Below are 20,049 nucleotides of genomic sequence, written 5' to 3'. Positions count from 1 at the left end.
CTGAGTCGAGAAAGTGGTCGTATACCGTTGCTATTGCGTTAATTTTTGGATTTAATGCCAGCGCGCAGCCGCCGGATTCCGGCTCGGAGCGCTAGGGGTAAGGGGGACAAACCGTGGGTCTTTTCACACCCAAGAAGCCGCCGCTGATCGGCGTCGACATCAGTTCGACTGCCGTCAAGCTGCTGCAGCTGAGCCAGACCGGAGGGCGTTACCGCGTGGAGCACTACGCGGTGGAGCCGTTGCCCCCGAATGCCGTCGTCGAGAAGAACATCGTCGAGGTCGAGGCGGTCGGCGAGGCGATCCGTCGGGCGCTGGCCCGCTCGGGCTCCAAGCTCAAGCACGCCTGTGCCGCCGTGGCCGGCTCGGCCGTGATCACCCGGGTCATCCCGATGTCCGCGGAGCTTTCCGAGGACGATCTGGAAGGCCAGATCCAGGTGGAGGCGAACCAGTACATCCCTTACCCGATCGAGGAAGTGAGCCTCGATTTCGAGGTACTGGGGCCGGTTCGCGACAACCCGGACATGAACAACATCCTGCTCGCCGCGTCGCGGACCGAGAACGTGGACATGCGCGTGGCAGCGCTCGATCTCGGCGGCCTGAGCGCCAAGGTGATCGACGTCGAGGCCTTTGCGCTGGAAAACGCCTTCGCGATGCTGGCCGACCAGTTGAACGTGGGGCGCGACGCCCTGGTCGCCGTGGTCGACATCGGCGCCACCATGACCACGCTCTCCGTGCTGCGCAACCAGCGCACCATCTACTCCCGTGAGCAGGTGTTCGGCGGCAAGCAGCTGACCGACGAGATCATGCGTCGCTACGGACTCTCCTACGAGGAAGCCGGACGGGCCAAGCGCAAGGGTGGCCTGCCGGAATCCTACGAGACCGAGGCACTGGAGCCGTTCAAGGAGTCGCTGATCCAGCAGATCAGCCGGCTGCTCCAGTTCTTCTTCGCCGGCAGCGAGTACAGCAAGGTGGACCAGGTGGTCCTGGCAGGCGGGTGTGCCTCCATCGAGGGGCTCGGCCCGATGCTGGAGGAGCAGCTGGGCATCTCCTGCGTGGTGGCCAATCCGCTCGCACGCATGTCGCTGTCCTCGCGCGTGCAGGCCCAGGCTCTGGCCCAGGATGCCCCGGCGCTGATGATTGCGGTCGGCCTGGCGCTGAGGAGCTTCGACTGATGGCACATATCAACCTCCTTCCGTGGCGCGCCGAGCGCCGCAAGCAGCGCGAGCGCGAGTTCTTCATGCAGCTGGGTGCGGCCTTCGTGGCCGCGCTGCTGTGCCTGCTCCTGTGGGGCTGGTGGATGGATCTGCGGATCGACAACCAGAACGAGCGCAACGCCTATCTCCAGACCGAGATCCACCAGCTGGACGAGAAGATCGCCAAGATCAAGGACCTGGAAAAGGTCCGCGATCGCCTGCTGGCGCGCAAGCAGATCATCGAGCAGCTCCAGGCGAATCGCTCGCAGATGGTCCACCTGTTCGACGAACTGGTTAAGACCATTCCGTCCAGTGCCCGTCTCACCGGCCTGAAGCAGACCGGCGACTCGCTGTCGCTCGACGGCGTGGCCCAGTCCAATGCCAGCGTGGCGGAGTACATGCGCAACATCGAGGCGTCGCCCTGGATGGGGCACGCCGACCTGCGCAAGACCGAGAACGTACACAAGGACGTCCGGATGCCCTACGTGTTCGGCTTGAACGTCACATTGAGCCGTCCGAAGGACGACGGTCAGCCCGTGCCTGTACCGGATGGCAAGGCGCCAGCCGGCCATTCGGGAGCCGCGCCTGCCACAGGTGCCAAGCCGACGACGGGAGGGGCCAAGCCGTGAAGTTCTTCGATGATCTGCGCAGCCTCGACAAGAACAACATCGGTGGCTGGCCCCAGTCGGTAAAGATTTTCTTCACCGCCGCGCTGTTCGCCCTGATCGGCTTCTTCGGCTGGTACCTGTACATCAGCGACCAGCAGGATCAGTTGCAGTCGCTGGCGAACAAGGAAGAATCCCTCAAGCAGGAATTCGTGACCAAGCAGGCCAAGGCCGTGAATCTCGAAGCGCTGCAGCAGCAGCTGGACGAGATGCAGGACATGCTGCGGCAGCTGCTTCGCCAGCTGCCCAGCAAGACCGAGATGCCGGAGCTGCTGGTGGACATCTCCCAGACCGCGCTGTCTGCAGGTCTGGAGGTCGACTCCTTTGTCCCCGGGGCCGAGACGCCGAAGGACTTCTACGCCGAGAAGCCGATCGCGCTGAAGATGAGCGGTACCTACCACCAGTTCGGTACCTTCATCAGCGGCGTCGCTTCGCTGCCGCGCGTGGTGATCCTGACCCTGCACGATGTCTCGCTGACGCCGGCCAATCCCTCGGCCGAGGGTGGCGGCAAGCTCGTGCTGCAGGGCACGGTGAAAACCTATCGCTACCTCGATGACGACGAGACCGGCGACGCGAAGAAGCATGCAGCGGGCAACAAGAGGGGGCGGAAATGAGCCGGTCTTTCGCCATGAACCCTGGTCGCGGGCTTCGCATCGCTGCGCTCTGCGGCGCGCTGATCGCCCTGGCCGGGTGCACGCGCGGCATGTCCGATCTGCGGACTTGGGTCGCCAAGGAAAAGCAGAAGAAGGGTGCTCCGATCGAGCCGCTGCCGGTGATCCGCACCTTCGAGACGTTCGAGTACAAGGACCAGGGGGATCGCGATCCCTTCAGTCCCAGCTCCGCCGAACTGCAGCCATCCACCAATACGGCGTCTACCGGCCCGCGGCCGGACGAGAACCGCCCGAAGGAGCCGCTGGAGATGTTTGCGCTCGACAGCCTGAAGATGGTGGGCACGATCGGCACGGGGGCCGGCATGGAGGTCCTGATCAAGGACCCGGGTGGCGTCATCCACCGCGTGCACAAGAATGAATACATGGGCCAGAACTACGGCCGAATCACGGCGATCAGCGACGACCACGTCGATCTGGTCGAACTGATCTCCAACGGTAATGGTGGCTGGATGGAGCGTCCGGCCAGCATCGCGCTCGGCGAGAAATAGGAAACACAGGGGCTGATGCAATGAGCAACCAAAACACACCTGTTCAGGGCCGAATCATGCGCCACGCGAGCCGCTACCTGGTGATCCTCCTGTTTGCCGCCGGATCCCTGTGGTCGCAGGCAACCCTGGCAGCCACCTCCACGCTGAAAGACATCAGCTACGACGTGCTGCCTGGCGGTCGCATTGAACTGCACATCAACTTCGAGCAGGGCCAGGTGCCCGAGCCGAAGATCTTCACCACCGACACGCCGCCGCGCATCGCCGTCGACTTCGCCGACACGGCCAACGCCGCAGCGCGGCACATGGATGTCGGCAAGGGCTCCCTGTCGGGCATCTCTGCGGTGTCGGCAGGCGATCGCACGCGCGTGGTGGTCGACCTGATCCGTCCCTCCAGCTATACCACTCGGGTGGATGGCAACAGCCTGGTCCTGACGGTCAACAACGGCACTGATGCCCAGACCACCACGACTGCGGCGAACATCGATCCGTCCAAGCGCCTGCCCTCGGCGAGCAGCGGCCCGGCGGTATCCAACATCGACTTCCGCCGCGGCCCCAATGGCGAGGGGCGCGTGCTGGTGAACTTCAGTGGCGCCGGCGCCACCCCCAACATGCGCCGCGAAGGGGACAAGGTCATCGTGGATCTCGATCACGTGAACCTGCCGCCGAGCCAGGCGCAGCGTCTGGACGTGATGGATTTCGCGACCCCGGTGCAGGCCATCGTGACCCGCGCGGCCGGCAATGGCGCGCAGATGGAGATCAGCACGTCGGGCAATATCGAGACGTCGGCCTACCAGTCGGGCGACCAGTACGTGGTCGAAATCGCCCCGAAGAAGAAGGAAGCAGCCACGGGCAAGCTGGCCAAGGGCCAGGAGCCCGTCTACAGCGGCAGCCGCGTCACCTTCAATTTCCAGGACATCCCGGTGCGTTCGGCATTGCAGCTGCTTGCCGATATCTCCGGCCTCAACTTGGTGGCATCGGACTCGGTGGGCGGTAGCGTGACCCTGCGCCTGGTGAACGTGCCCTGGGACCAGGCGCTGGACGTGGTGCTGCGCGCCAAGGGTCTGGACAAGCGCCGCAATGGCAACGTGATCTGGATCGCCCCGCAGCAGGAGCTGGCCAAGTACGAACAGGATCTGGCCGACGCCCGCATGAAGGCCGAGGACAACGCCGAGCTGGTCACCGACTACATTCCGATCAGCTACGGCAAGGCGGCGGATATCGCCAAGCTCCTCACGACCGAGGCCAAGCAGGGCTTGGGTTCGGGCGGTGGCGGCGGTGCGACTGCCAATGCCAGCCGCGGCTTCCTCTCGCCGCGCGGCAGCGTCTCGTACGACAACCGCACCAACACCCTGCTGATCAGTGACACGCCGGAGAAGATCAAGGAGATCCGCGCGCTCGTGGCCGTGCTCGATCGCCCGGTCCAGCAGGTGCTGATCGAGTCGCGCATCGTGGTGGCGACCGACCAGTTCACCCGCGAGCTCGGTGCGAAGTTCGGCATAAACGGGTCCCGCACCAACCCGAGCGGCCAGGTGCTGCAGTTGGGTGGTGCGCTTGGCACCGCTCAAGGCAGCAACACCAATGCGGCAACGCTGGGCTCCGGTGGTCTGAACGTCAACCTGCCGGTGTCGGGCCCGGCAGGCAGCTTCGGCCTGGCGATCCTGGGCGCCAACTACGCGCTCGACCTCGAGTTGTCCGCGGCGCAGACCGAGGGGCGTGGCGAGGTGATCTCCAGTCCCCGCGTGATCACCGCCAACCAGCAGGAGGCGGTCATCCGCCAGGGTCAGCAGATCGGTTACGTGACCTACCAGAACAGCGCCACCGGTGCTGCCGGCAGCGGCACCGCCACCGTGCAGTTCAAGGACGCCGTGCTGGAGCTGAAGGTCACCCCGACGATCACCGCCGACAACCGCGTGTACCTGAAGATCAACGTCAAGAAGGACGCGCTGGCGAAGTTCATCGACGCCCCGGGCAGTGGCCAGGTGCCGCAGATCGACACCCGCGAACTGAACACTTCGGTGCTGGTCGACAACGGACAGACAGTGGTGCTGGGTGGCATCTACGAGATCACCAAGCAGAACACCGTGACCAAGGTGCCCGGCCTCGGCGACATCCCTGGCATCGGCATGCTGTTCCGCAAGACTTCACGGCAGAACGACAAGGCGGAGCTGCTGATCTTCGTGACGCCGCGCATCCTCAGCGACAAGCTGCAGTAGGCAGGATCGGAAGAGAAACAGGAAAGGGCGGCCGACAGGCCGCCCTTTTTTGTTGGGTCGCGCCGCATGACCACCGGGCTATATCGCCGCGCTGGCTAAACTTCCATGATCGAACGCTGTCCTACGCCGCGTCTCCCATGGAAGCCTTCCGGATGACCGATCTCGCGCCAGCCCAGCCAGCCACCGCCCTGCAGCAGTCCTTTGCCCTTCTGAGGGAGGGATTGCAGCGCTCCATCATCGGCCAGCCGCGACTGATCGATTGCCTGCTGATCGCGCTGCTGGCCGACGGCCATCTGCTGGTGGAAGGGGCGCCCGGCCTGGCCAAGACCACGGCCGTGAAGGCGCTGGCTTCGTGCATCGATGCCGATTTCCATCGCGTGCAGTTCACGCCCGATCTGTTGCCCGCCGACCTGACCGGCACCGACGTGTTCCGGCCGCAGTCCGGAAATTTCGAATTCGAGCGTGGCCCGCTGTTCCACAACATCGTGCTGGCCGACGAGATCAACCGTGCGCCGGCCAAGGTGCAGTCGGCGCTGCTCGAGGCGATGGCGGAACGGCAGATCACGGTCGGTCGCAGTACCTGGCGCCTGCCCGAGCTGTTCCTGGTGATGGCGACGCAGAACCCGATCGAACAGGAAGGTACCTTCGCCCTGCCGGAGGCCCAGCTCGACCGCTTCGTCATGCATGTCACCATCGGTTACCCGGATGCTGCCGCGGAGTTGGCGATCCTGCGCCTGGCGCGCGGGCAGGCCAGTCGTGCGGCGCACGGCCAGCAGACGGCTCCTGCCGCGCGATTGACTCCCGCCGACGTGATGGCCGCGCGTGACCAGGTGCTGGAGGTGCACATGGCGCCGGCACTGGAGGAGTACATCACGCAACTCGTGCTCGCCACGCGCGATGCCGGACGCTACGGGGCGGAACTCGATCGCTGGATCGCCTGGGGCGGTAGCCCTCGCGCAACCATTGCGCTCGATCGTTGTGCCCGCGCGCATGCGTGGCTGAACGGTCGCGATTACGTGCTGCCGGAGGACGTCCATGCCGTGGCGCATGAAGTGCTGCGCCATCGCGTGCTGCTGAGTTACGAAGCCGAAGCCGAGGGCGTGCGGCCGGATCAGGTGATCGACCGCCTGCTGGATCTCGTGCCATTGCCGTGAGCGCCGCGTTGCCGTCACTCGAGGCCGATGGCGTCACCCAGGTGGCGTTGTCGGAGCTGTTGGCGTTGCGTGCCCGCGTGGGCAGGATGACCCTGCCGACCCAGGTCAGCCGCGCCTCACGCGCGGGGCAGCAGTCGAGCCGGCTGTATGGCCGCGGGATGGATTATGCCGAGTCACGCGTCTACCAGCGGGGGGACGACGTGCGTCGACTCGACTGGCGGCTCACCGCGCGCAGCGGCAAGCTCCACACCAAACTGTTCCAGGAAGAGCGCGAGGGTCGACTCCTGATCCTGCTCGACACCCATGCATCCATGCGATTCGGCACGCGGACGAGGTTCAAGTCGGTGCAGGCGGCACGTGCGGCGGCATGGGCCGCATGGGCCGCCGTGAAGGGGGCCGAACGGGTCGGACTGATGGGTTTCGGCACGCGCGATGAACTGCTGGCGCCGCGCGCCGGCGCTCGCGGCGCGCTCGCGGTCTGCGGTGCGCTGGCCGCCTGGGGCAACCGGTCCGCCGATGCCGACGAGGAACCGCTGTCGGCCGCGCTGCAACGGGCCATGCGGACGGTCCACGGAGCCAGTCGCGTGCTGTTGATCACCGATGGCGCCTGTTGCGACGAGACTGCTCGACGCGCCCTGGTGGAGCTGTCCCGGCGCGCCCGCCTGGGTGTGCTCGCGGTGGTCGACCCCCTCGAGGTAGCGCCCACGCCGGAAGGCGACTATCCGGTCGAGCACGGGGGCGTGCGCGCGCAACTGCACATTCATGGCGAGCGGCAACGTCATTGGCTGCCAGGCATGCTCGGAGCGGGTCATGCAAGACTGGCCGCGCTGTGTCGCGCCACGGGCGTGGCTTGCCGCACCGTGGGTACGACCGGCGATCCCTTCGATGCCGTCGCTGCGCTGCTGGGCGCCCGGAGTGGCCGATGAGCCTGCCACTGCCCGCATCCGCCGCTTCCGCTGCATCCGCGCCGTCTGGTCCGGAGCTTCGCGACATCCATCTGCCGCCGCCGCCATCCTGGTGGCCGCCAGCACCGGGCTGGTGGGTGCTGGCTGCGTTGGCGTCGTTGCTGCTCGCCTGGGCGGTCTGGCGCTGGATTTCGCGTCAGCGGCATCTGCGAGCACGCGCGGCGTTGCTCGCACTGGTGGACGATGCCCTGTCCGGGACCGAAGGCCGTCCGCAGGAGGCCGCGGCGGCCCTGCATGCACTGCTGCGCCGTGCCGTGCGGAGACTGGACGGAGGCGGCGGCACGCTCCGCGGCGAGGCCTGGCGGGCCATTCTCGAGCGGGTGCCGGTCGATGCATCGGTGATCGACCGCCTGACCCAGCTGGATACCCTGATCTACCGTCCCTCCCAGGCCATCGAGCGCGATGCACTGGCCGATGCCGTTCGAGTCTGGCTCGGCGCGTTGGCCGACCAGACACGACGTAGCCGTGCGAACCGGAGGGCGCGTCGATGATGTGGCCCGAGTTCGCCTGGCCCTGGCTGGCCATCGCTCTGCCGCTGCCGTGGCTCGTGCGCCGCTGGCTGCGACCCACGGCACCGGGACGGGCCCTGCACCTGCCGCACCAGGGCATCGCGCTCGCCGTCGCGGTGCCGGTGAAGGCGGGCGGCGCGCGGCCCTGGATGCTTGCACTGGCGTGGCTGTGCCTGGTCGGCGCCGCGATGCGCCCGCAGTGGGTCGGACCGCCACAGGCGCAGCAGCGCAGCGGTCGGGCGATGATGCTTGCGGTGGACCTGTCCGGCAGCATGCGCACCGACGACATGCAGCTCGCCGGTCGGCCGGTGAGTCGCTTCGGCGCGGTGGAGGCGATTGCCAGCGACTTCATTGCCCGCCGCAGCGGCGACGAGATGGGACTGGTGCTGTTCGGCAGCCGCGCTTTTTTGGTCACGCCGTTGACCTACGATCTGTCGGCAGTACGCGCCCAGCTGCAGGGGGCGGCCGTGGGCCTGGCCGGCACCGAGACGGCGATCGGCGATGCGATTGCCGTGGCAGTGAAGCGTCTGGCAGCCTTGCCGGAGCAGGCGCGGGTCCTGGTGCTACTGACCGACGGCGTGAACAACGCCGGCAGCATCACGCCGATCGAGGCGGCGAAGGCGGCGAAGGCGGCCGGCGTGCGCATCTACACCATCGGTATCGGTGCCGACCGCATGACCGTGCCGGATTTCTTCGGCAGCCGCGTGATCAATCCGTCGGCCGATCTCGACGTCGGCATGCTCACCTCGATCGCCGAACAGACCGGTGGCCGCTTCTTCCGCGCCACCGACAGCCGCCAGCTGGCCGATGCGTATCGCACCATCGATGCGCTGGAGCCGATGCCGCAGCGTGCGCCCACCCTGCGTCCCCGGCACGAGCTGTTCCGCTGGCCGCTCGGCCTGGCGCTTCTGTTGCTGGGGCTCGCGACCTGGCCGCGCTGGCGCGTCCTCGACGGGGAGACGCCGGCATGATCCAGGCGTTGCACGCATTCCATTTCCTGCGCCCGCTGTGGCTGCTTGCGCTGCTCGGCTTGCCGCTGGCGACCTGGTGGCTGGTGCGTGCCGACGCCGGCGAACGGGCGCTGTCGCGCTTGGTCGACCCGGCGCTGCTGCCGCATCTGCTCGCTGGCCAGCCGGTGGGGCGCCGCGCCGCCACCGGCCTGCTTGCCGCTGGATGGTTGCTGGCGACGCTCGCCTTCGCCGGCCCGACCTGGAGCCGTCGGCCGCAGACCCTTTATGCCGATCGGTCAGCCCAGGTGATCGCACTGAACCTGTCGCCGCGCATGCTCGCACGCGATATCGCTCCCAGTCGGCTGGACCGCGCCAAGTTCAAGGTGCGCGACCTGCTGCGCAACAACCGCGATGGACAGAATGCGCTGGTCGCCTGGTCGGGCGAGGCGTTCGTGGTGGCGCCGCTCACTTCCGATGCGTCCAGCCTCGACGAGCTGCTCGATGCGCTCGCGCCGGACACCATGCCGACCGAAGGCGACAACGCGACCGCGGCGATCGAGCAGGGCGTGAAGCTGGTCCGCCAGGCCAAGGCCGGGGGTGGGTCGGTGGTGCTGGTCACCGACCGCGTCGATGCCGGTGCGGCCGCAGCGGCGCGCAAGGCACTCGCGCAGGGTGTGCGGGTGTCGGTGCTGGGTATCGGCACGTCCACCGGTGGGCCGGTGCCGCTCGACGGCGGCGGTTTCCTGCGCGATGCACAGGGCAACCTGGAGATGGCGCGGCGCGACGATGCCGCGCTCGCCGCAGTGGCGCGTGCAGGCGGCGGTGTGTATCAGCCGGCCACCGACGACCAGCGCGACGTCCAGGCGTTGCATGCCGAACTGCCGCAGAGCGCACAACTCGCCGCGGGCGACGCGCGCAGCGAGCAGTGGCTGGACCGCGGACCCTGGCTGTTGCTGCCCTTGCTGGTGATCGTTGCCCTGGGCTTTCGGCGCGGCTGGCTGCTGATGCTGCCGTTGGCCTGCCTTTTGGCTGTGCCGGCGCCGGCGCACGCCGATGGCTGGCGCGACCTGTGGCTGCGTCCCGACCAGCAGGCGGCCCGCGCGCTCAGGCAAGGCGACGCGCTGGCGGCCAAGCGGCTGGCACAGGACCCGGCGCTGCGCGCGGCGGCGGACTACCGCAGCGGCGACTATGCCGGTGCCGAGCGCAATCTCGACGGACTCACCGGTAGCGATGCGCAGTACAACCTGGGCAACGCCCTGGCCAGGCAGGGCCAGTACAAGGAGGCCATCGCCGCCTACGATCGCGCGCTGGCGGCCAATCCGCACAATGCCGATGCGAGTGCCAATCGCCAGGCCGTGCAGGACTGGCTGAAGCGCCAGCCGCCGCCGAAGGGCGACAACGGAGCGCAGGACGACAAGGATCACCAGGGCAAGGACGGCAAGCCGCAGGATCAGCAGGGTCAGTCGAAGGGCCAGTCGCAGCAGGGCCAGAAGGGGCAGCAGCAAGGCAAGCCGGGTGACGCCTCAAAGCCACAACAGGGTCAGCAGGGCCAGCAGCAGTCGTCGGGACAAGGCAAGAACGACGGCCAGGCCAAACCGCAGACGCCCGAGCAACGCGCGGCCGAGCAGGCGCGCGCCGAGGCGGCGCGCAAGGCCCTGCAGCAGCAGATGGACCAGGCGTTGAAAGGCAAGCGGGCCAAGGGCGAGCCGGACCAGCCGCACCAGCTCGGCATGCCGGACCAGAACGATCCGTCCTCGCGCCTGCCCGCCGAGGTGCGGCAGGCACTGCAGCGCGTGCCTGACGATCCCGGTGCGCTGCTGCGCCGCAAGTTCGAACTGGAATACCGGCAGCGCCACGGCGGCGCCACCGGGGAGGATGAACAACCGTGATCCGTCCTTGGCGCTCCCTCGTCGCAATCCTGTGGCTCGCGCTGGTGCCGATGCTGGCGCAGGCCGCTGTCCGGGCCACACTGGACCGCAGCACCGCCCACCTCGGCGAGACGGTCACGCTCAACCTGCATTCGGATACCGCGCCGATCAGCGCCCCCGACCTGTCCGTGCTCAACCAGGATTTCCAGGTACTCGGCCAGTCCAGCGGGACCACCCGCAGCTTCGTCAATGGCAAAAGCACCGTGGACTATTCCTACGGTGTCGCGCTGCGTCCCCTGCACGAGGGCACGCTGCAGATCCCCCCGCTCACGATCGGCAACGAACAGACCCAGCCGCTGACCCTCGAGGTCACCGCGCCCAGTGCGGCCGATGCCGACGTGCACGGCCCGGTGTTCGTTGAGGCGCGCTTCGATCCGCAGCACCCGTACGTGGGCCAGCAGGTGGCGCTGAGCGTGAAGCTCTACTACACCACCAACCTGGCCAACGCGTCGCTGTCCGATCCGGCCATCGATGGCGCCGACGTCAACCGGCTCGGCAACGACACCGACTACCAGGCGCAGCGCAACGGCCGCACCTACAACGTGATCGAGCGACGCTACGCGGTGGTGCCGCAGAAGGCCGGCGCGTTGACCATGGCACCGATCGTGTTCCAGGGCGATCTGCTCGATCCGAACGATCCGAACAGCTTCCTCGGCATGGGTTCGCCGGTGCAGGCACAAAGCAATGCGCTCACGCTGCAGGTGCAGGCGGCACCGGCCAGCTGGGGGCCGTCGGCGTGGCTGCCGGCGCGCCAGCTCACCCTCGGCCTGGATGGCCTGCCCGATGCCGGCATGCCGGTGCGCGTGGGCCAGCCGTTCAATCTCACCCTGCGCATCGACGCCATCGGGCTGTCGTTCGAGGCGCTGCCGGACCTGACCCTGCCCACGCTGGACGGCGCCACGGCCTATCCGGACAAGCCGGTCACCGGCAACCGCGTGGACGGCGGCTGGATCATCGGGCATCGCGAGCACCGTTTCGCGATCGTGCCCGGCCGTGCGGGCTCGCTGACCCTCCCGGCGATCACGGTGAAGTGGTGGAACGTGGTCACCGACCAGCCGGAAACGGCCACGATTCCCGCCCATACCATCCAGGTGCTGCCGGCGATCGGCGCGACGGCGTCGACGGGCGCTCCCGCGCCCGCAGCGTCGGCGCCCGCGGCGACAGTCGGCACCGGGAGGCCCCAGGCACCGCATGCGATCGACTCCGGAACGGGGCGGCCCACCCGTTCGCCGTGGATGTGGACGGCTCTTGTGCTTGGGGTGTTGTGGCTGTTCACCCTCGTCGCGCTGCTGCTGCGCCGGGGGCGCTCCCCGCGCCCGGTGAAGTCGGTGCGTACCGGGCCGGATGCGCCGGTGACCCCGAAGGACCGCCGCGAAGCCTTCCTGCGCGCCGCGCGAAGCGGCGACACCGGCACCCAGGCGCATGCGCTGCTGGTCTGGGCCCAGGGCGAGCGCCCGGGGCTGCGGCATCTGGAAGCCGTGGCGGCCGCGCTGGACTCGCAGGAGCAGCGCGCGATGATCGCGACGCTCGAGCGCGCGCGCTACGGCGGTGCGGCGGCCGGTCCGTCTCCCGCGGCACTGGAGGCGGCTTTCGTCCACGGCTTCGCCTGGCGTGAGGCGGGTACCGGTGGACCTGCCGACGAACCGTTGCCGCCGCTGTATCCGTTCAAGCTCCGCTGATCGCGCGGGCAAGCACCTCGCCCATCGCCGCGTCGCGTGCGCACAGCATGACCTCCAGGTGCGGGTGCCGGGCCAGCACGGAGCGCACGCTGCGTACGGCCACCACCGCTGCGGCCTCGGCCGGATAGCCATACACCCCGCAGCTGATCGCCGGGAACACCACGGTGTCCAGGCCGTAGGCATGGGCCAGCTGCAGCGAGCGCCGGTAGCATTGTTCCAGCAGCGCCGGCTCGCCGTCGTGGCCGCCGCGCCAGACCGGGCCGACGGTGTGGATCACGTGGCGGGCAGGGAGCCCAAAGCCAGGGGTGATCACCGCCTCACCGGTCGGACAGCGGACGCCCGGCAACACCTCGGGCAGCGCCCGGCAGGCGGCGAGCAGTGCCGGTCCCGCCGCGCGGTGGATCGCCCCGTCGACCCCGCCTCCGCCGAGCAGACCGGGGTTGGCCGCGTTGACGATGGCGTCCACGGCCAGGGTGGTGATATCGGCAACGATCTTGCGCAGGGTCATGGTCTGTCCAAGATGGGGCACGTATGCTCTCCCATGATGGTTGGTCCGGAGTGCACGGCAAACATGACGAAAACCGAAGATCTCCCGTTCGGCTACCTGCTCAACGACGTCACCCTGCTGTTCCGCAAGCATTTCGACCGTCGTGCCGTGCGGTTCGGCCTGACGCGCGCGCAGTGGCGCGCCACCAAGATGCTCCATTACCGCGAGGGGCTGCGCCAGACCGAACTGGCCGAATACCTCGAAATGGAGCCGATTGCCGTCGGGCGGGTGATCGATCGCCTGCAGGCGGCCGGCTTCGTCGAGCGGCGCCCGGACCCGCGCGATCGCCGCGCGTGGCGGCTGTATCCCACCGAACAGGCGAAGAGCGTGATCGGCGACATGGAGCAGATTGGCCTCGGTCTGCGGCGGGATGCCACCGTGGGCATCAGCCGTGAGGAGCTGGCCCAGGCGCTGGGCGTGATCACCCGCATCAAGGACAACCTGCAGGCGCTGGACCAGGCGGCGGGCGAGGGAGACGACCCCGCGCCGATCGGCGACGGGGACGAGTAGCGGACCATCGGCCGGATCGTGCCGCGGGTCCGATACCGCCGCGGCGCCTTCACATGCCGGCGGTTTAAGCTGCTTCTTTGCGAAAAGGGAGGGAGGGATGCGCAACCATCACGCGAAACAGCTCATGGCGGCGGTGCTGCTGACCCTCGCCGCCGGTGCCTGCACCGGTCGGGCAGCGACGCCCGGCACGCTCGATGACGCGGCGCTGCTGGCGTATGCGAAGCAGCCCTGGGACAAGGCCACCCTGATGCACACCACGGTGCCGCTGGGCCGCTATCACGGTGTCCCCGTGGTGGCCGAGTTCCCCTGCGGCGACGTGTGCCCGCAATACACCCAGCGCATCATCCACTTCGATCTGCCCGAGGGCGCGGACTGCGCCAGCATCGGCGGGGTGGAGCGGGAGGTGCTGGTGCCGATGGCCATCACCATGCGCACGAAGCGGTTCTGCTTCCCCAAGGTGCTGGTCGACGCCGGGCTGCACGCGGTGCGCTGAGCCCTGCATCGCCGCGGCGCGGGCCTATTCGCCCGCGCCGTCGTGGGCGAACGCGCCCGGTGCCGAGCCGAAATCACCCCTGGCCTGCGCCGCCATGTACGCGTAGGCGGCGTAGACCGCCACGTTCTGCGCCAGGTCCTGCGGGTCGATCTTGTCCAGCGTGTCTTCCGAGGTGTGGTGCCAGTCGAAGTAGTAGGTGCCGTCCTGGGTCAGCGACAGTGCCGCCATGCCCTTGCCGTGCATCTGCGAGAGGTCCGAGCCGCCGCCACCGGGTTTGGTCGCGTCGTAGGCCACGCCGATCGGCGCCAGCACCCTGGCGATCTGGTCGATCGCGCCGCGCGCCTCCGGCTTGACGCTGGCACTCATGCGCCAGATGCGGCCGGCGCCGAAGTCCGATTCGGTGCCCAGCACGTGGTGGGCGACGTCGGCAGCATGCTTCTCGGCGTAGGCGCGGCCGCCGAACAGGCCCATCTCCTCGTTGGCGAAGGCGATCACCCGGATGGTGCGGTCGGGGCGCCGCGGCAGGTCGTGGATCAGCTTGGCGGCGCCCATCGCGATCGCCACGCCGGCGCCGTCGTCGATCGCGCCGGTGCCCGGATCCCAGGAGTCCAGGTGGCCGCCGATGTCGACGATCTGCTCGGGGTGCTTGCGGCCGGTGATCTCGCCGATCACGTTGGCGCCGGTGTAGGTACCGGCCAGGCCGCAGTCCAGGTCCATCGTCACGGTGACCGGCTTGCCGTAGGCGAGCACGCGCTCGAGCTGGTCGGCGTCGGGTTCGGCCAGCGCCGCGGCGGGGATCGCCTTGGCCGGGTCGGTGAAGCCGGTGACGCCGGTATGCGGCGCACGGCTGTGCGGGTCGGTGCCGGCCGAGCGCAGCAGGAAGCCGGCCGCGCCCTTGGCCTGCGCGATCACCGGACCGCCCACGCGCACGCCCGAGCCGATCGCGTAGTCGTGGCCGTCCTTCTGCCGGGTCATGCGGGCGCCGACATAGACGATGCGGCCCTTGATCGTGGCGGGGTCGGCGGCCTTCAGTGCGGCCAGGGTGGGGAACGCGATCACCTGCGCGGTCAGGCCGCCCTTCGGCGTCGCCGGGGAGTAGCCGAGCGCGGTGAGCACCAGCTTCTGCGGGAACGGCGCGACGATCGCGCCGCTCTCGCTGCGGCGCTCCCACAGCGGGAAGCTCACTGGCTCGGTCCAGACCTTGTCGAAGCCCAGCGCCTTCATCTTCGCCACCACCCAGTCGCGCGCACGCTGGTCGTTCGGGCCGCCGGCGAGGCGCGGGCCGATCCCGGTGGTGAGACCCTCGACGATGCGGTAGGCGGTGTCGTCGTGCATGGCACGGTCGCGCAGCTGCTCGGCCGTCTTCACCGCCTGCGCGGGAATCACGGTGGGCGCATCGGCCGCGCTGGCGGCGGCGCAGACCAGCACGAGGCCGGCGGCGAGCGGGGTGAGCAGGGTGCGGCGCATCGGGGCGATCTCCGGGGGCAAACCCCGATTATCCCGACAACGCGCGGCGCGGCTTAGGCCGGAAGTCATGGGCGGCCGGCCAGCGCCGGCCGCCCGGATCGATCAACCCTGCGGGCGGTTCTTCAGCAGGTCGCGGATCTCGGTCAGCAGCACCACGTCCTCCGGCGGCGCGGCGGGCGGCGCGGCCTCCTCCTGCTTGCGGCTGAGACGGTTGATCGCCTTGACCACCATGAAGATCGCGAAGGCGACGATCAGGAACTGGATCAGCGTGTTGACGAAGGTGCCGTAGTTGATCGCCACTTCGGCGACCTTGTGCGCGGGGTCGGAGTTGTCGGCCGCCTTGAGCACGACCTTCAGGTCGGAGAAGTCCACGCCCCCGGTGAGCAGGCCGATCGGCGGCATGATCACGTCGTTCACCAGCGAGGTCACGATCTTCCCGAACGCGCCGCCGATCACCACGCCGACGGCGAGGTCGATCACGTTGCCGCGCATGGCGAATTCCTTGAACTCCTTCAGCATGCCCATTGGCGTCCCCTCCCGAGGGTGTGTGGAATGACCGTGCGACTCTAGCCCAGCGGTGCGGCCGGGGACAGCAACCGCATCGTCAGGCGACCCGGCCCTCGAGCACCGCCACGCCGGTCAGTTCGGCGCGGAAGCGGTCGCCACGCTGCAGGGCGGCCACGCCGGCCGGGGTGCCGGTGAACACCAGGTCGCCGGTCTTCAGCTCGAACAGCTTCGAGAGCGCCGACAGGATCTCCGGCACGCTGTGCACCATCTCGCCCAGCGTGGCGTGCTGGCGCAGCGTGCCGTTCACGTCGAGCCGGAGCACGGTGCCTGGCGCGACGGTCGCGACGTCGGCCGGCATCAGCGCGGACACCGGTGCGGAATGGTCGAAGGCCTTGGCGACGTCCCACGGGTGGCTCTTCGCCTTGGCCACCGCCTGCAGGTCGCGGCGGGTCAGGTCCAGCCCGACGCCGTAACCCCAGATCCGCGCGGCGGCCTGCTCCGGCGACAGGTCGCGGCCGCCATCGCCCAGCGCCACCACCATCTCCACTTCGTGGTGCAGGTCCGACGTCGCCTGCGGGAAAGGTACGTCGGCGCCGTCGGTCACCAGCGCATCGGCTGGCTTGCAGAAGAACAGCGGCGTGTCCTTGTCCACCGTCGCGCCCATTTCACGCGCGTGCTCGGCGTAATTGCGTCCGATGCAGAAGATGCGTCGCACCGGGAAGCGCGCGTGGCTGCCGGCGACGGGGAGGCTGGAAACCGGGGAGGGCGGGATGACGTAGTCCATGGCGTGGAAGGTTAGCAGGCGCGGCGCGGGGCAGTGACAGCTGTCACGCCCGATGCCTGATGCCGGCCGCTGCCGGGCGCCGTTGGCCCCGAGCACACTGCTCAACGCAAGGCACCGGCCACTGCCGGGCAGGGGACACTCGTGGATCACACCGAACTGCTCAACCAGCTGAAGATCGACCGCGCGGCAAAGGACCTGGAGCCCTCCGGCCCCGGCGGTCGGATGGTCTGGATTGCGCTTGCCGTACTGCTCCTGCTGGCCGCAGCCGGTGGCCTGTTCTGGTGGCACCAGCGGCCATTGCAGGTGAAGCTGGCCACCGCCGTCGCGCCCTCGACCGCGGAGGCGTCCGGCGCGGTGCTGCAGGCGACCGGTTACGTCACCGCGCGCCGCCAGGCCACGGTGTCGGCACAGATCACCGGCACGCTGACCGAGGTGCTGATCGAAGAGGGCGACCACGTCCACAAGGGCCAGGTGCTGGCGCGGCTGGAAGACAGTGCCTACCGCGCGAGTCTCGATGCCGCCCGCGCCAATGCCCGGGCCGCGCATGCCCAAGCCGGGCAGACCGCTGCAGAGCTGCGTCAGGCGCAGGCCGACGCGGCTCGCCAGGATGCCCTGGTCGCCCGCGGGCTGGTGTCGAAGCAGGCCGCCGAGCAGGCGAGGACGGCGGTCGCCAGTTACCGCGCGCAGCTCACGGCGCAGCGCCTCGCCGCCGATGCCGCCGACGCGCAGGCGAAGCAGGCGCAGGTGAATTTCGACTACACCGTGGTGCGCGCGCCGTTCGACGGCGTCATCACCGAGAAGGCCGCGCAGGTCGGCGAGATCGTCTCGCCGCTGTCGGCCGGCGGCGGCTTCACCCGTACTGGCGTGGGCACGATCGTCGACATGGACTCGCTGGAAGTGGACGTCGACGTCAACGAGGCCTACATCGGCCGGGTCCAGCCGGAGATGCCGGCCGAAGCGGTGCTCGACGCCTATCCGGACTGGACCATTCCGGCCCACGTGATCGCGATCGTGCCGGCGGCCGACCGCGGCAAGGCCACGGTGAAGGTGCGCGTCGCGCTGGAAAAGAAAGACGCGCGCATCGTCCCGGACATGGGCGTGCGCGTCTCGTTCCTGGAGAAGAAAGCCACGCCGGCCGCACAGGCGCTTCAGGGCGTGCTGCTGCCTGCATCGGCGGTCGTCGAGCGCGACCATCGTCGCGTGGTGTTCGTGGTCAGCGGGGGGCGCGCGGCGATGCACCGGGTGGATCCGCAACCGGCGGGAAGCGACATGGTGCGCGTGCCGGCGGGTGTGGCTGCGGGCGACCGCGTGGTGGTCGCGCCACCGGCCTCGCTCGATGACGGGACGAAGGTAGAGAAGGCGACGGACGCGCACTGAGTCGCGCGTCGACCGCCGTGCATCGCGGCCGCGCCGGCCGCATCGGACAGACACTTAAGGATTGCCGGGAGAACCCAGATGAGCGCATTGATCGAAATCCGCGACCTCGCCAAGGTCTACGAGCGCGGCAAGCAGAAGGTGGAAGTGCTGCACCACATCGACCTGGACATCGCCGAGGGCGACTTCCTCGCCCTGATGGGACCGTCCGGCTCGGGCAAGACCACCCTGCTCAACCTGATCGGCGGGCTGGACTCGCCCAGTGCCGGCAGCATCGCCGTCGGCGGCCAGCGGATCGACCAGCTCGGCGCCGGCGCGCTGGCGAAATGGCGCGCCGCCCACGTCGGCTTCGTGTTCCAGTTCTACAACCTGATGCCGATGCTCAGCGCGCAGAAGAACGTCGAGCTGCCGCTGCTGCTCACCAAGCTCTCCGCGGCGCAGCGCAGGAAGAACGCGTCCATCGCGTTGCAGCTGGTGGGCCTGGCCGACCGCGCCTCGCACAAGCCGAGCGAGCTGTCCGGCGGCCAGCAGCAGCGCGTGGCGATCGCCCGCGCGATCGTCTCCGACCCGACACTGCTGGTCTGCGACGAGCCCACCGGCGACCTCGACCGTCAGTCCGCCGAAGAAGTGCTCGGCCTGCTGCGCACGCTCAACCGCGAGCACGGCAAGACCATCGTGATGGTCACCCACGATCCCAAGGCCGCCGAGTACGCCAACCACACCCTGCACCTGGACAAGGGCGCGCTGGTCGAATCGGCCGCGGCCTGAAGGAGGCGGCGATGAAATACTTCCATCTGGTCTGGGCGGCGCTGTTCCGGCGCAAGACCCGTACCTTCCTGACCCTGGTGTCGATCATCACCGCGTTCCTGCTGTTCGGCATGCTCGATGCCGTGCGCACCACGTTCGACAGCGGCAGCAAGAGCATCGCCGGCGTGGACCGGCTGATCACCTCCTCGCGCTACTCGATCATCCAGTCGCTGCCGCAGGCGCTGCAGGCGCGCATCGCCACGGTGCCGGGCGTGCGCGACGTCGCGTATGCGAACTGGTTCGGCGGCATCTACCAGGACCCGAAGAACTTCGTCTTCAGCTATGCGGTCAGCCCGAATTACCTCGACGTCTACCCGGAAATCGAGCTGTCGCCCGAGCAGCGCAAGGCGTTCGACGACACTCGCACCGGCGTGGTGATCGGGCCGCTGCTGGCGAAGAAGTACGGCTGGAAGGTCGGCGACAAGATTCCGCTGCAGTCCACCATCTTTCCGCAGAAGAACGGCGACAAGACCTGGCAGTTCGACATCGTCGGCATCTACAGCCTGGGCAAGGGCGCGGCCAATGGCATGGACCAGTTGTTCCTGCTGCACTGGAAGTACTTCGACGAGGCCAACCTGTATGCCCGCCATGAGGTGGGCTGGTACATCGACCGCCTCGCCAGCCCCGATGATGCCGACCGGGTGGCCAAGGCAATCGATGCGATTTCGGCCAACTCCGATCACGAGACCAAGTCGCAGACCGAGCAGGCGTTCAGCGCCTCGTTCGCCAAGCAGCTCGGCGACATCGGCCTGATCGTCACGGCGATCATGGGCGCGGTGTTCTTCACCCTGCTGCTGCTGACCGGCAACACCATGGCGCAGGCGGTACGCGAACGCACCTCCGAGCTGGCGGTGCTGAAGACGATCGGCTTTTCCAGCCGCGGCGTGCTGGGCATGGTGCTGGCCGAGTCGGTGCTGCTGCTGGTGTTCGGCGGGGTGATCGGCCTGGGCATCGCCTCGGTGCTGGCGCCCGCGGTGAGCAAGGGCAGCGGCGGCATGGTCAACCTGCCGCCGGTGGGCGCGGGCAGCTGGGCGCTGGGCGTGGGCCTGATGGTGCTGATCGGGCTGGTGGTCGGCGCGTTGCCGTCGCTGCGCGCGATGCGCCTGAACATCGTCGATGCCCTCGCGGGCCGCTGAGGAGAATCC

20 protein-coding genes are annotated in these 20,049 nt (G+C 68.7%); 16 read left to right on the top strand and 4 right to left on the bottom strand.

What is annotated here, in order from left to right; translation table 11 throughout:
- The first annotated feature begins 113 nt into the window (after positions 1-113).
- The 11 genes from ATSB10_RS11665 to ATSB10_RS11615 all read left to right on the top strand — a co-directional run bounded on the left by ATSB10_RS11665 (position 114) and on the right by ATSB10_RS11615 (position 12,415).
- Entirely contained in the window at positions 114-1,172 is a 1,059-nt protein-coding gene (locus ATSB10_RS11665) for a pilus assembly protein PilM (protein ID WP_017463444.1), read from the top strand.
- Positions 1,172-1,822 (top strand): PilN domain-containing protein, encoded by a 651-nt coding sequence (locus tag ATSB10_RS11660; RefSeq protein ID WP_063672981.1) that lies wholly within the window; start codon positions 1,172-1,174, stop codon positions 1,820-1,822. Before ATSB10_RS11665 ends, ATSB10_RS11660 begins: the two co-directional genes overlap by 1 nt.
- Positions 1,819-2,472: a type IV pilus inner membrane component PilO gene (locus tag ATSB10_RS11655; RefSeq protein WP_063672980.1), complete on the top strand. Its 654-nt coding sequence runs from the start codon at positions 1,819-1,821 to the stop codon at positions 2,470-2,472. The genes ATSB10_RS11660 and ATSB10_RS11655 overlap by 4 nt, the downstream gene beginning before the upstream one ends.
- Before the next feature lie 14 nt (positions 2,473-2,486).
- Complete coding sequence (locus ATSB10_RS11650) at positions 2,487-3,017, top strand: pilus assembly protein PilP (protein WP_425478121.1); 531 nt, start codon at positions 2,487-2,489, stop codon at positions 3,015-3,017.
- Positions 3,018-3,073: 56 nt separating this feature from the next.
- Positions 3,074-5,230 carry a type IV pilus secretin PilQ gene (locus ATSB10_RS11645; RefSeq protein WP_063672978.1) on the top strand — a complete coding sequence of 719 codons (2,157 nt, stop codon included), beginning with the start codon at positions 3,074-3,076 and terminating at the stop codon, positions 5,228-5,230.
- 152 nt (positions 5,231-5,382) lie between these two features.
- On the top strand, positions 5,383-6,384 hold the full coding sequence (locus ATSB10_RS11640) for an AAA family ATPase (protein WP_063672977.1): 1,002 nt from the start codon (positions 5,383-5,385) through the stop codon (positions 6,382-6,384).
- Positions 6,381-7,310: a DUF58 domain-containing protein gene (locus ATSB10_RS11635; protein ID WP_063672976.1), complete on the top strand. Its 930-nt coding sequence runs from the start codon at positions 6,381-6,383 to the stop codon at positions 7,308-7,310. The genes ATSB10_RS11640 and ATSB10_RS11635 overlap by 4 nt, the downstream gene beginning before the upstream one ends.
- Positions 7,307-7,840: a DUF4381 family protein gene (locus ATSB10_RS11630; protein WP_063672975.1), complete on the top strand. Its 534-nt coding sequence runs from the start codon at positions 7,307-7,309 to the stop codon at positions 7,838-7,840. Before ATSB10_RS11635 ends, ATSB10_RS11630 begins: the two co-directional genes overlap by 4 nt.
- Entirely contained in the window at positions 7,837-8,829 is a 993-nt protein-coding gene (locus ATSB10_RS11625; protein WP_017463435.1) for a VWA domain-containing protein, read from the top strand. Before ATSB10_RS11630 ends, ATSB10_RS11625 begins: the two co-directional genes overlap by 4 nt.
- Positions 8,826-10,697 carry a VWA domain-containing protein gene (locus tag ATSB10_RS11620; RefSeq protein WP_063672974.1) on the top strand — a complete coding sequence of 624 codons (1,872 nt, stop codon included), beginning with the start codon at positions 8,826-8,828 and terminating at the stop codon, positions 10,695-10,697. The genes ATSB10_RS11625 and ATSB10_RS11620 overlap by 4 nt, the downstream gene beginning before the upstream one ends.
- Positions 10,694-12,415, top strand: a complete 1,722-nt coding sequence (locus ATSB10_RS11615) for a BatD family protein (protein ID WP_236886413.1) — start codon at positions 10,694-10,696, stop codon at positions 12,413-12,415. Before ATSB10_RS11620 ends, ATSB10_RS11615 begins: the two co-directional genes overlap by 4 nt.
- Here the strand turns inward: ATSB10_RS11615 and ATSB10_RS11610 are convergent.
- A complete protein-coding gene (locus tag ATSB10_RS11610) occupies positions 12,402-12,923 on the bottom strand; it encodes an O-acetyl-ADP-ribose deacetylase (protein ID WP_063672973.1) in 522 nt (173 codons plus the stop codon). The two genes, ATSB10_RS11615 and ATSB10_RS11610, sit on opposite strands and share 14 nt — an antisense overlap.
- A 63-nt stretch (positions 12,924-12,986) precedes the next feature.
- Between ATSB10_RS11610 and ATSB10_RS11605 the strand changes: the two genes are divergently transcribed.
- On the top strand, positions 12,987-13,472 hold the full coding sequence (locus tag ATSB10_RS11605; RefSeq protein ID WP_063672972.1) for a MarR family winged helix-turn-helix transcriptional regulator: 486 nt from the start codon (positions 12,987-12,989) through the stop codon (positions 13,470-13,472).
- Positions 13,473-13,569: 97 nt separating this feature from the next.
- Complete coding sequence (locus ATSB10_RS11600) at positions 13,570-13,965, top strand: hypothetical protein (RefSeq protein WP_063672971.1); 396 nt, start codon at positions 13,570-13,572, stop codon at positions 13,963-13,965.
- Between the two features lie 24 nt (positions 13,966-13,989).
- Here ATSB10_RS11600 and ATSB10_RS11595 read toward each other — a convergent pair whose 3' ends face one another.
- The 3 genes from ATSB10_RS11595 to ATSB10_RS11585 form a co-directional block, all read right to left on the bottom strand.
- Positions 13,990-15,432, bottom strand: coding sequence for a M20/M25/M40 family metallo-hydrolase (locus ATSB10_RS11595; RefSeq protein ID WP_063672970.1), 1,443 nt, complete (start codon positions 15,430-15,432; stop codon positions 13,990-13,992).
- Between the two features lie 102 nt (positions 15,433-15,534).
- On the bottom strand, positions 15,535-15,957 hold the full coding sequence (gene mscL, locus ATSB10_RS11590) for a large-conductance mechanosensitive channel protein MscL (RefSeq protein WP_063672969.1): 423 nt from the start codon (positions 15,955-15,957) through the stop codon (positions 15,535-15,537).
- Between the two features lie 79 nt (positions 15,958-16,036).
- Entirely contained in the window at positions 16,037-16,723 is a 687-nt protein-coding gene (locus tag ATSB10_RS11585; RefSeq protein WP_063672968.1) for a fumarylacetoacetate hydrolase family protein, read from the bottom strand.
- Positions 16,724-16,864: 141 nt separating this feature from the next.
- Between ATSB10_RS11585 and ATSB10_RS11580 the strand changes: the two genes are divergently transcribed.
- From ATSB10_RS11580 to ATSB10_RS11570, 3 genes are all read left to right on the top strand, one after another.
- On the top strand, positions 16,865-18,100 hold the full coding sequence (locus ATSB10_RS11580) for an efflux RND transporter periplasmic adaptor subunit (protein ID WP_063672967.1): 1,236 nt from the start codon (positions 16,865-16,867) through the stop codon (positions 18,098-18,100).
- A 78-nt stretch (positions 18,101-18,178) separates the two neighbouring features.
- Positions 18,179-18,865: an ABC transporter ATP-binding protein gene (locus ATSB10_RS11575; RefSeq protein ID WP_063672966.1), complete on the top strand. Its 687-nt coding sequence runs from the start codon at positions 18,179-18,181 to the stop codon at positions 18,863-18,865.
- An 11-nt stretch (positions 18,866-18,876) separates the two neighbouring features.
- The gene (locus tag ATSB10_RS11570; protein WP_063672965.1) at positions 18,877-20,040 is read left to right on the top strand and encodes an ABC transporter permease; all 1,164 of its coding nucleotides are present in this window, start codon (positions 18,877-18,879) and stop codon (positions 20,038-20,040) included.
- Positions 20,041-20,049: the final 9 nt, after the last annotated feature.

Origin of the sequence: Dyella thiooxydans (genome assembly GCF_001641285.1) — a bacterium.
Taxonomy (GTDB): Bacteria; Pseudomonadota; Gammaproteobacteria; order Xanthomonadales; family Rhodanobacteraceae; genus Dyella_A; species Dyella_A thiooxydans.
Note: the sequence above shows the minus strand (reverse complement) of the source record. Positions and strands in the feature narration are given on the sequence as shown.

Bases quoted from the DNA above. Each gene is read 5' to 3' on its own strand.
- ATSB10_RS11660 (WP_063672981.1), top strand. From the start codon at position 1,172: ATGGCACATATCAACCTCCTTCCGTGGCGCGCCGAGCGCCGCAAGCAG.
- ATSB10_RS11625 (WP_017463435.1), top strand. From the start codon at position 7,837: ATGATGTGGCCCGAGTTCGCCTGGCCCTGGCTGGCCATCGCTCTGCCG.
- ATSB10_RS11595 (WP_063672970.1), bottom strand. From the start codon at position 15,432: ATGCGCCGCACCCTGCTCACCCCGCTCGCCGCCGGCCTCGTGCTGGTC.
- ATSB10_RS11640 (WP_063672977.1), top strand. From the start codon at position 5,383: ATGACCGATCTCGCGCCAGCCCAGCCAGCCACCGCCCTGCAGCAGTCC.
- ATSB10_RS11605 (WP_063672972.1), top strand. From the start codon at position 12,987: ATGACGAAAACCGAAGATCTCCCGTTCGGCTACCTGCTCAACGACGTC.
- ATSB10_RS11570 (WP_063672965.1), top strand. From the start codon at position 18,877: ATGAAATACTTCCATCTGGTCTGGGCGGCGCTGTTCCGGCGCAAGACC.
- ATSB10_RS11645 (WP_063672978.1), top strand. From the start codon at position 3,074: ATGCGCCACGCGAGCCGCTACCTGGTGATCCTCCTGTTTGCCGCCGGA.
- mscL (WP_063672969.1), bottom strand. From the start codon at position 15,957: ATGGGCATGCTGAAGGAGTTCAAGGAATTCGCCATGCGCGGCAACGTG.
- ATSB10_RS11585 (WP_063672968.1), bottom strand. From the start codon at position 16,723: ATGGACTACGTCATCCCGCCCTCCCCGGTTTCCAGCCTCCCCGTCGCC.
- ATSB10_RS11650 (WP_425478121.1), top strand. From the start codon at position 2,487: ATGAACCCTGGTCGCGGGCTTCGCATCGCTGCGCTCTGCGGCGCGCTG.
- ATSB10_RS11575 (WP_063672966.1), top strand. From the start codon at position 18,179: ATGAGCGCATTGATCGAAATCCGCGACCTCGCCAAGGTCTACGAGCGC.
- ATSB10_RS11620 (WP_063672974.1), top strand. From the start codon at position 8,826: ATGATCCAGGCGTTGCACGCATTCCATTTCCTGCGCCCGCTGTGGCTG.
- ATSB10_RS11630 (WP_063672975.1), top strand. From the start codon at position 7,307: ATGAGCCTGCCACTGCCCGCATCCGCCGCTTCCGCTGCATCCGCGCCG.
- ATSB10_RS11610 (WP_063672973.1), bottom strand. From the start codon at position 12,923: ATGACCCTGCGCAAGATCGTTGCCGATATCACCACCCTGGCCGTGGAC.
- ATSB10_RS11600 (WP_063672971.1), top strand. From the start codon at position 13,570: ATGCGCAACCATCACGCGAAACAGCTCATGGCGGCGGTGCTGCTGACC.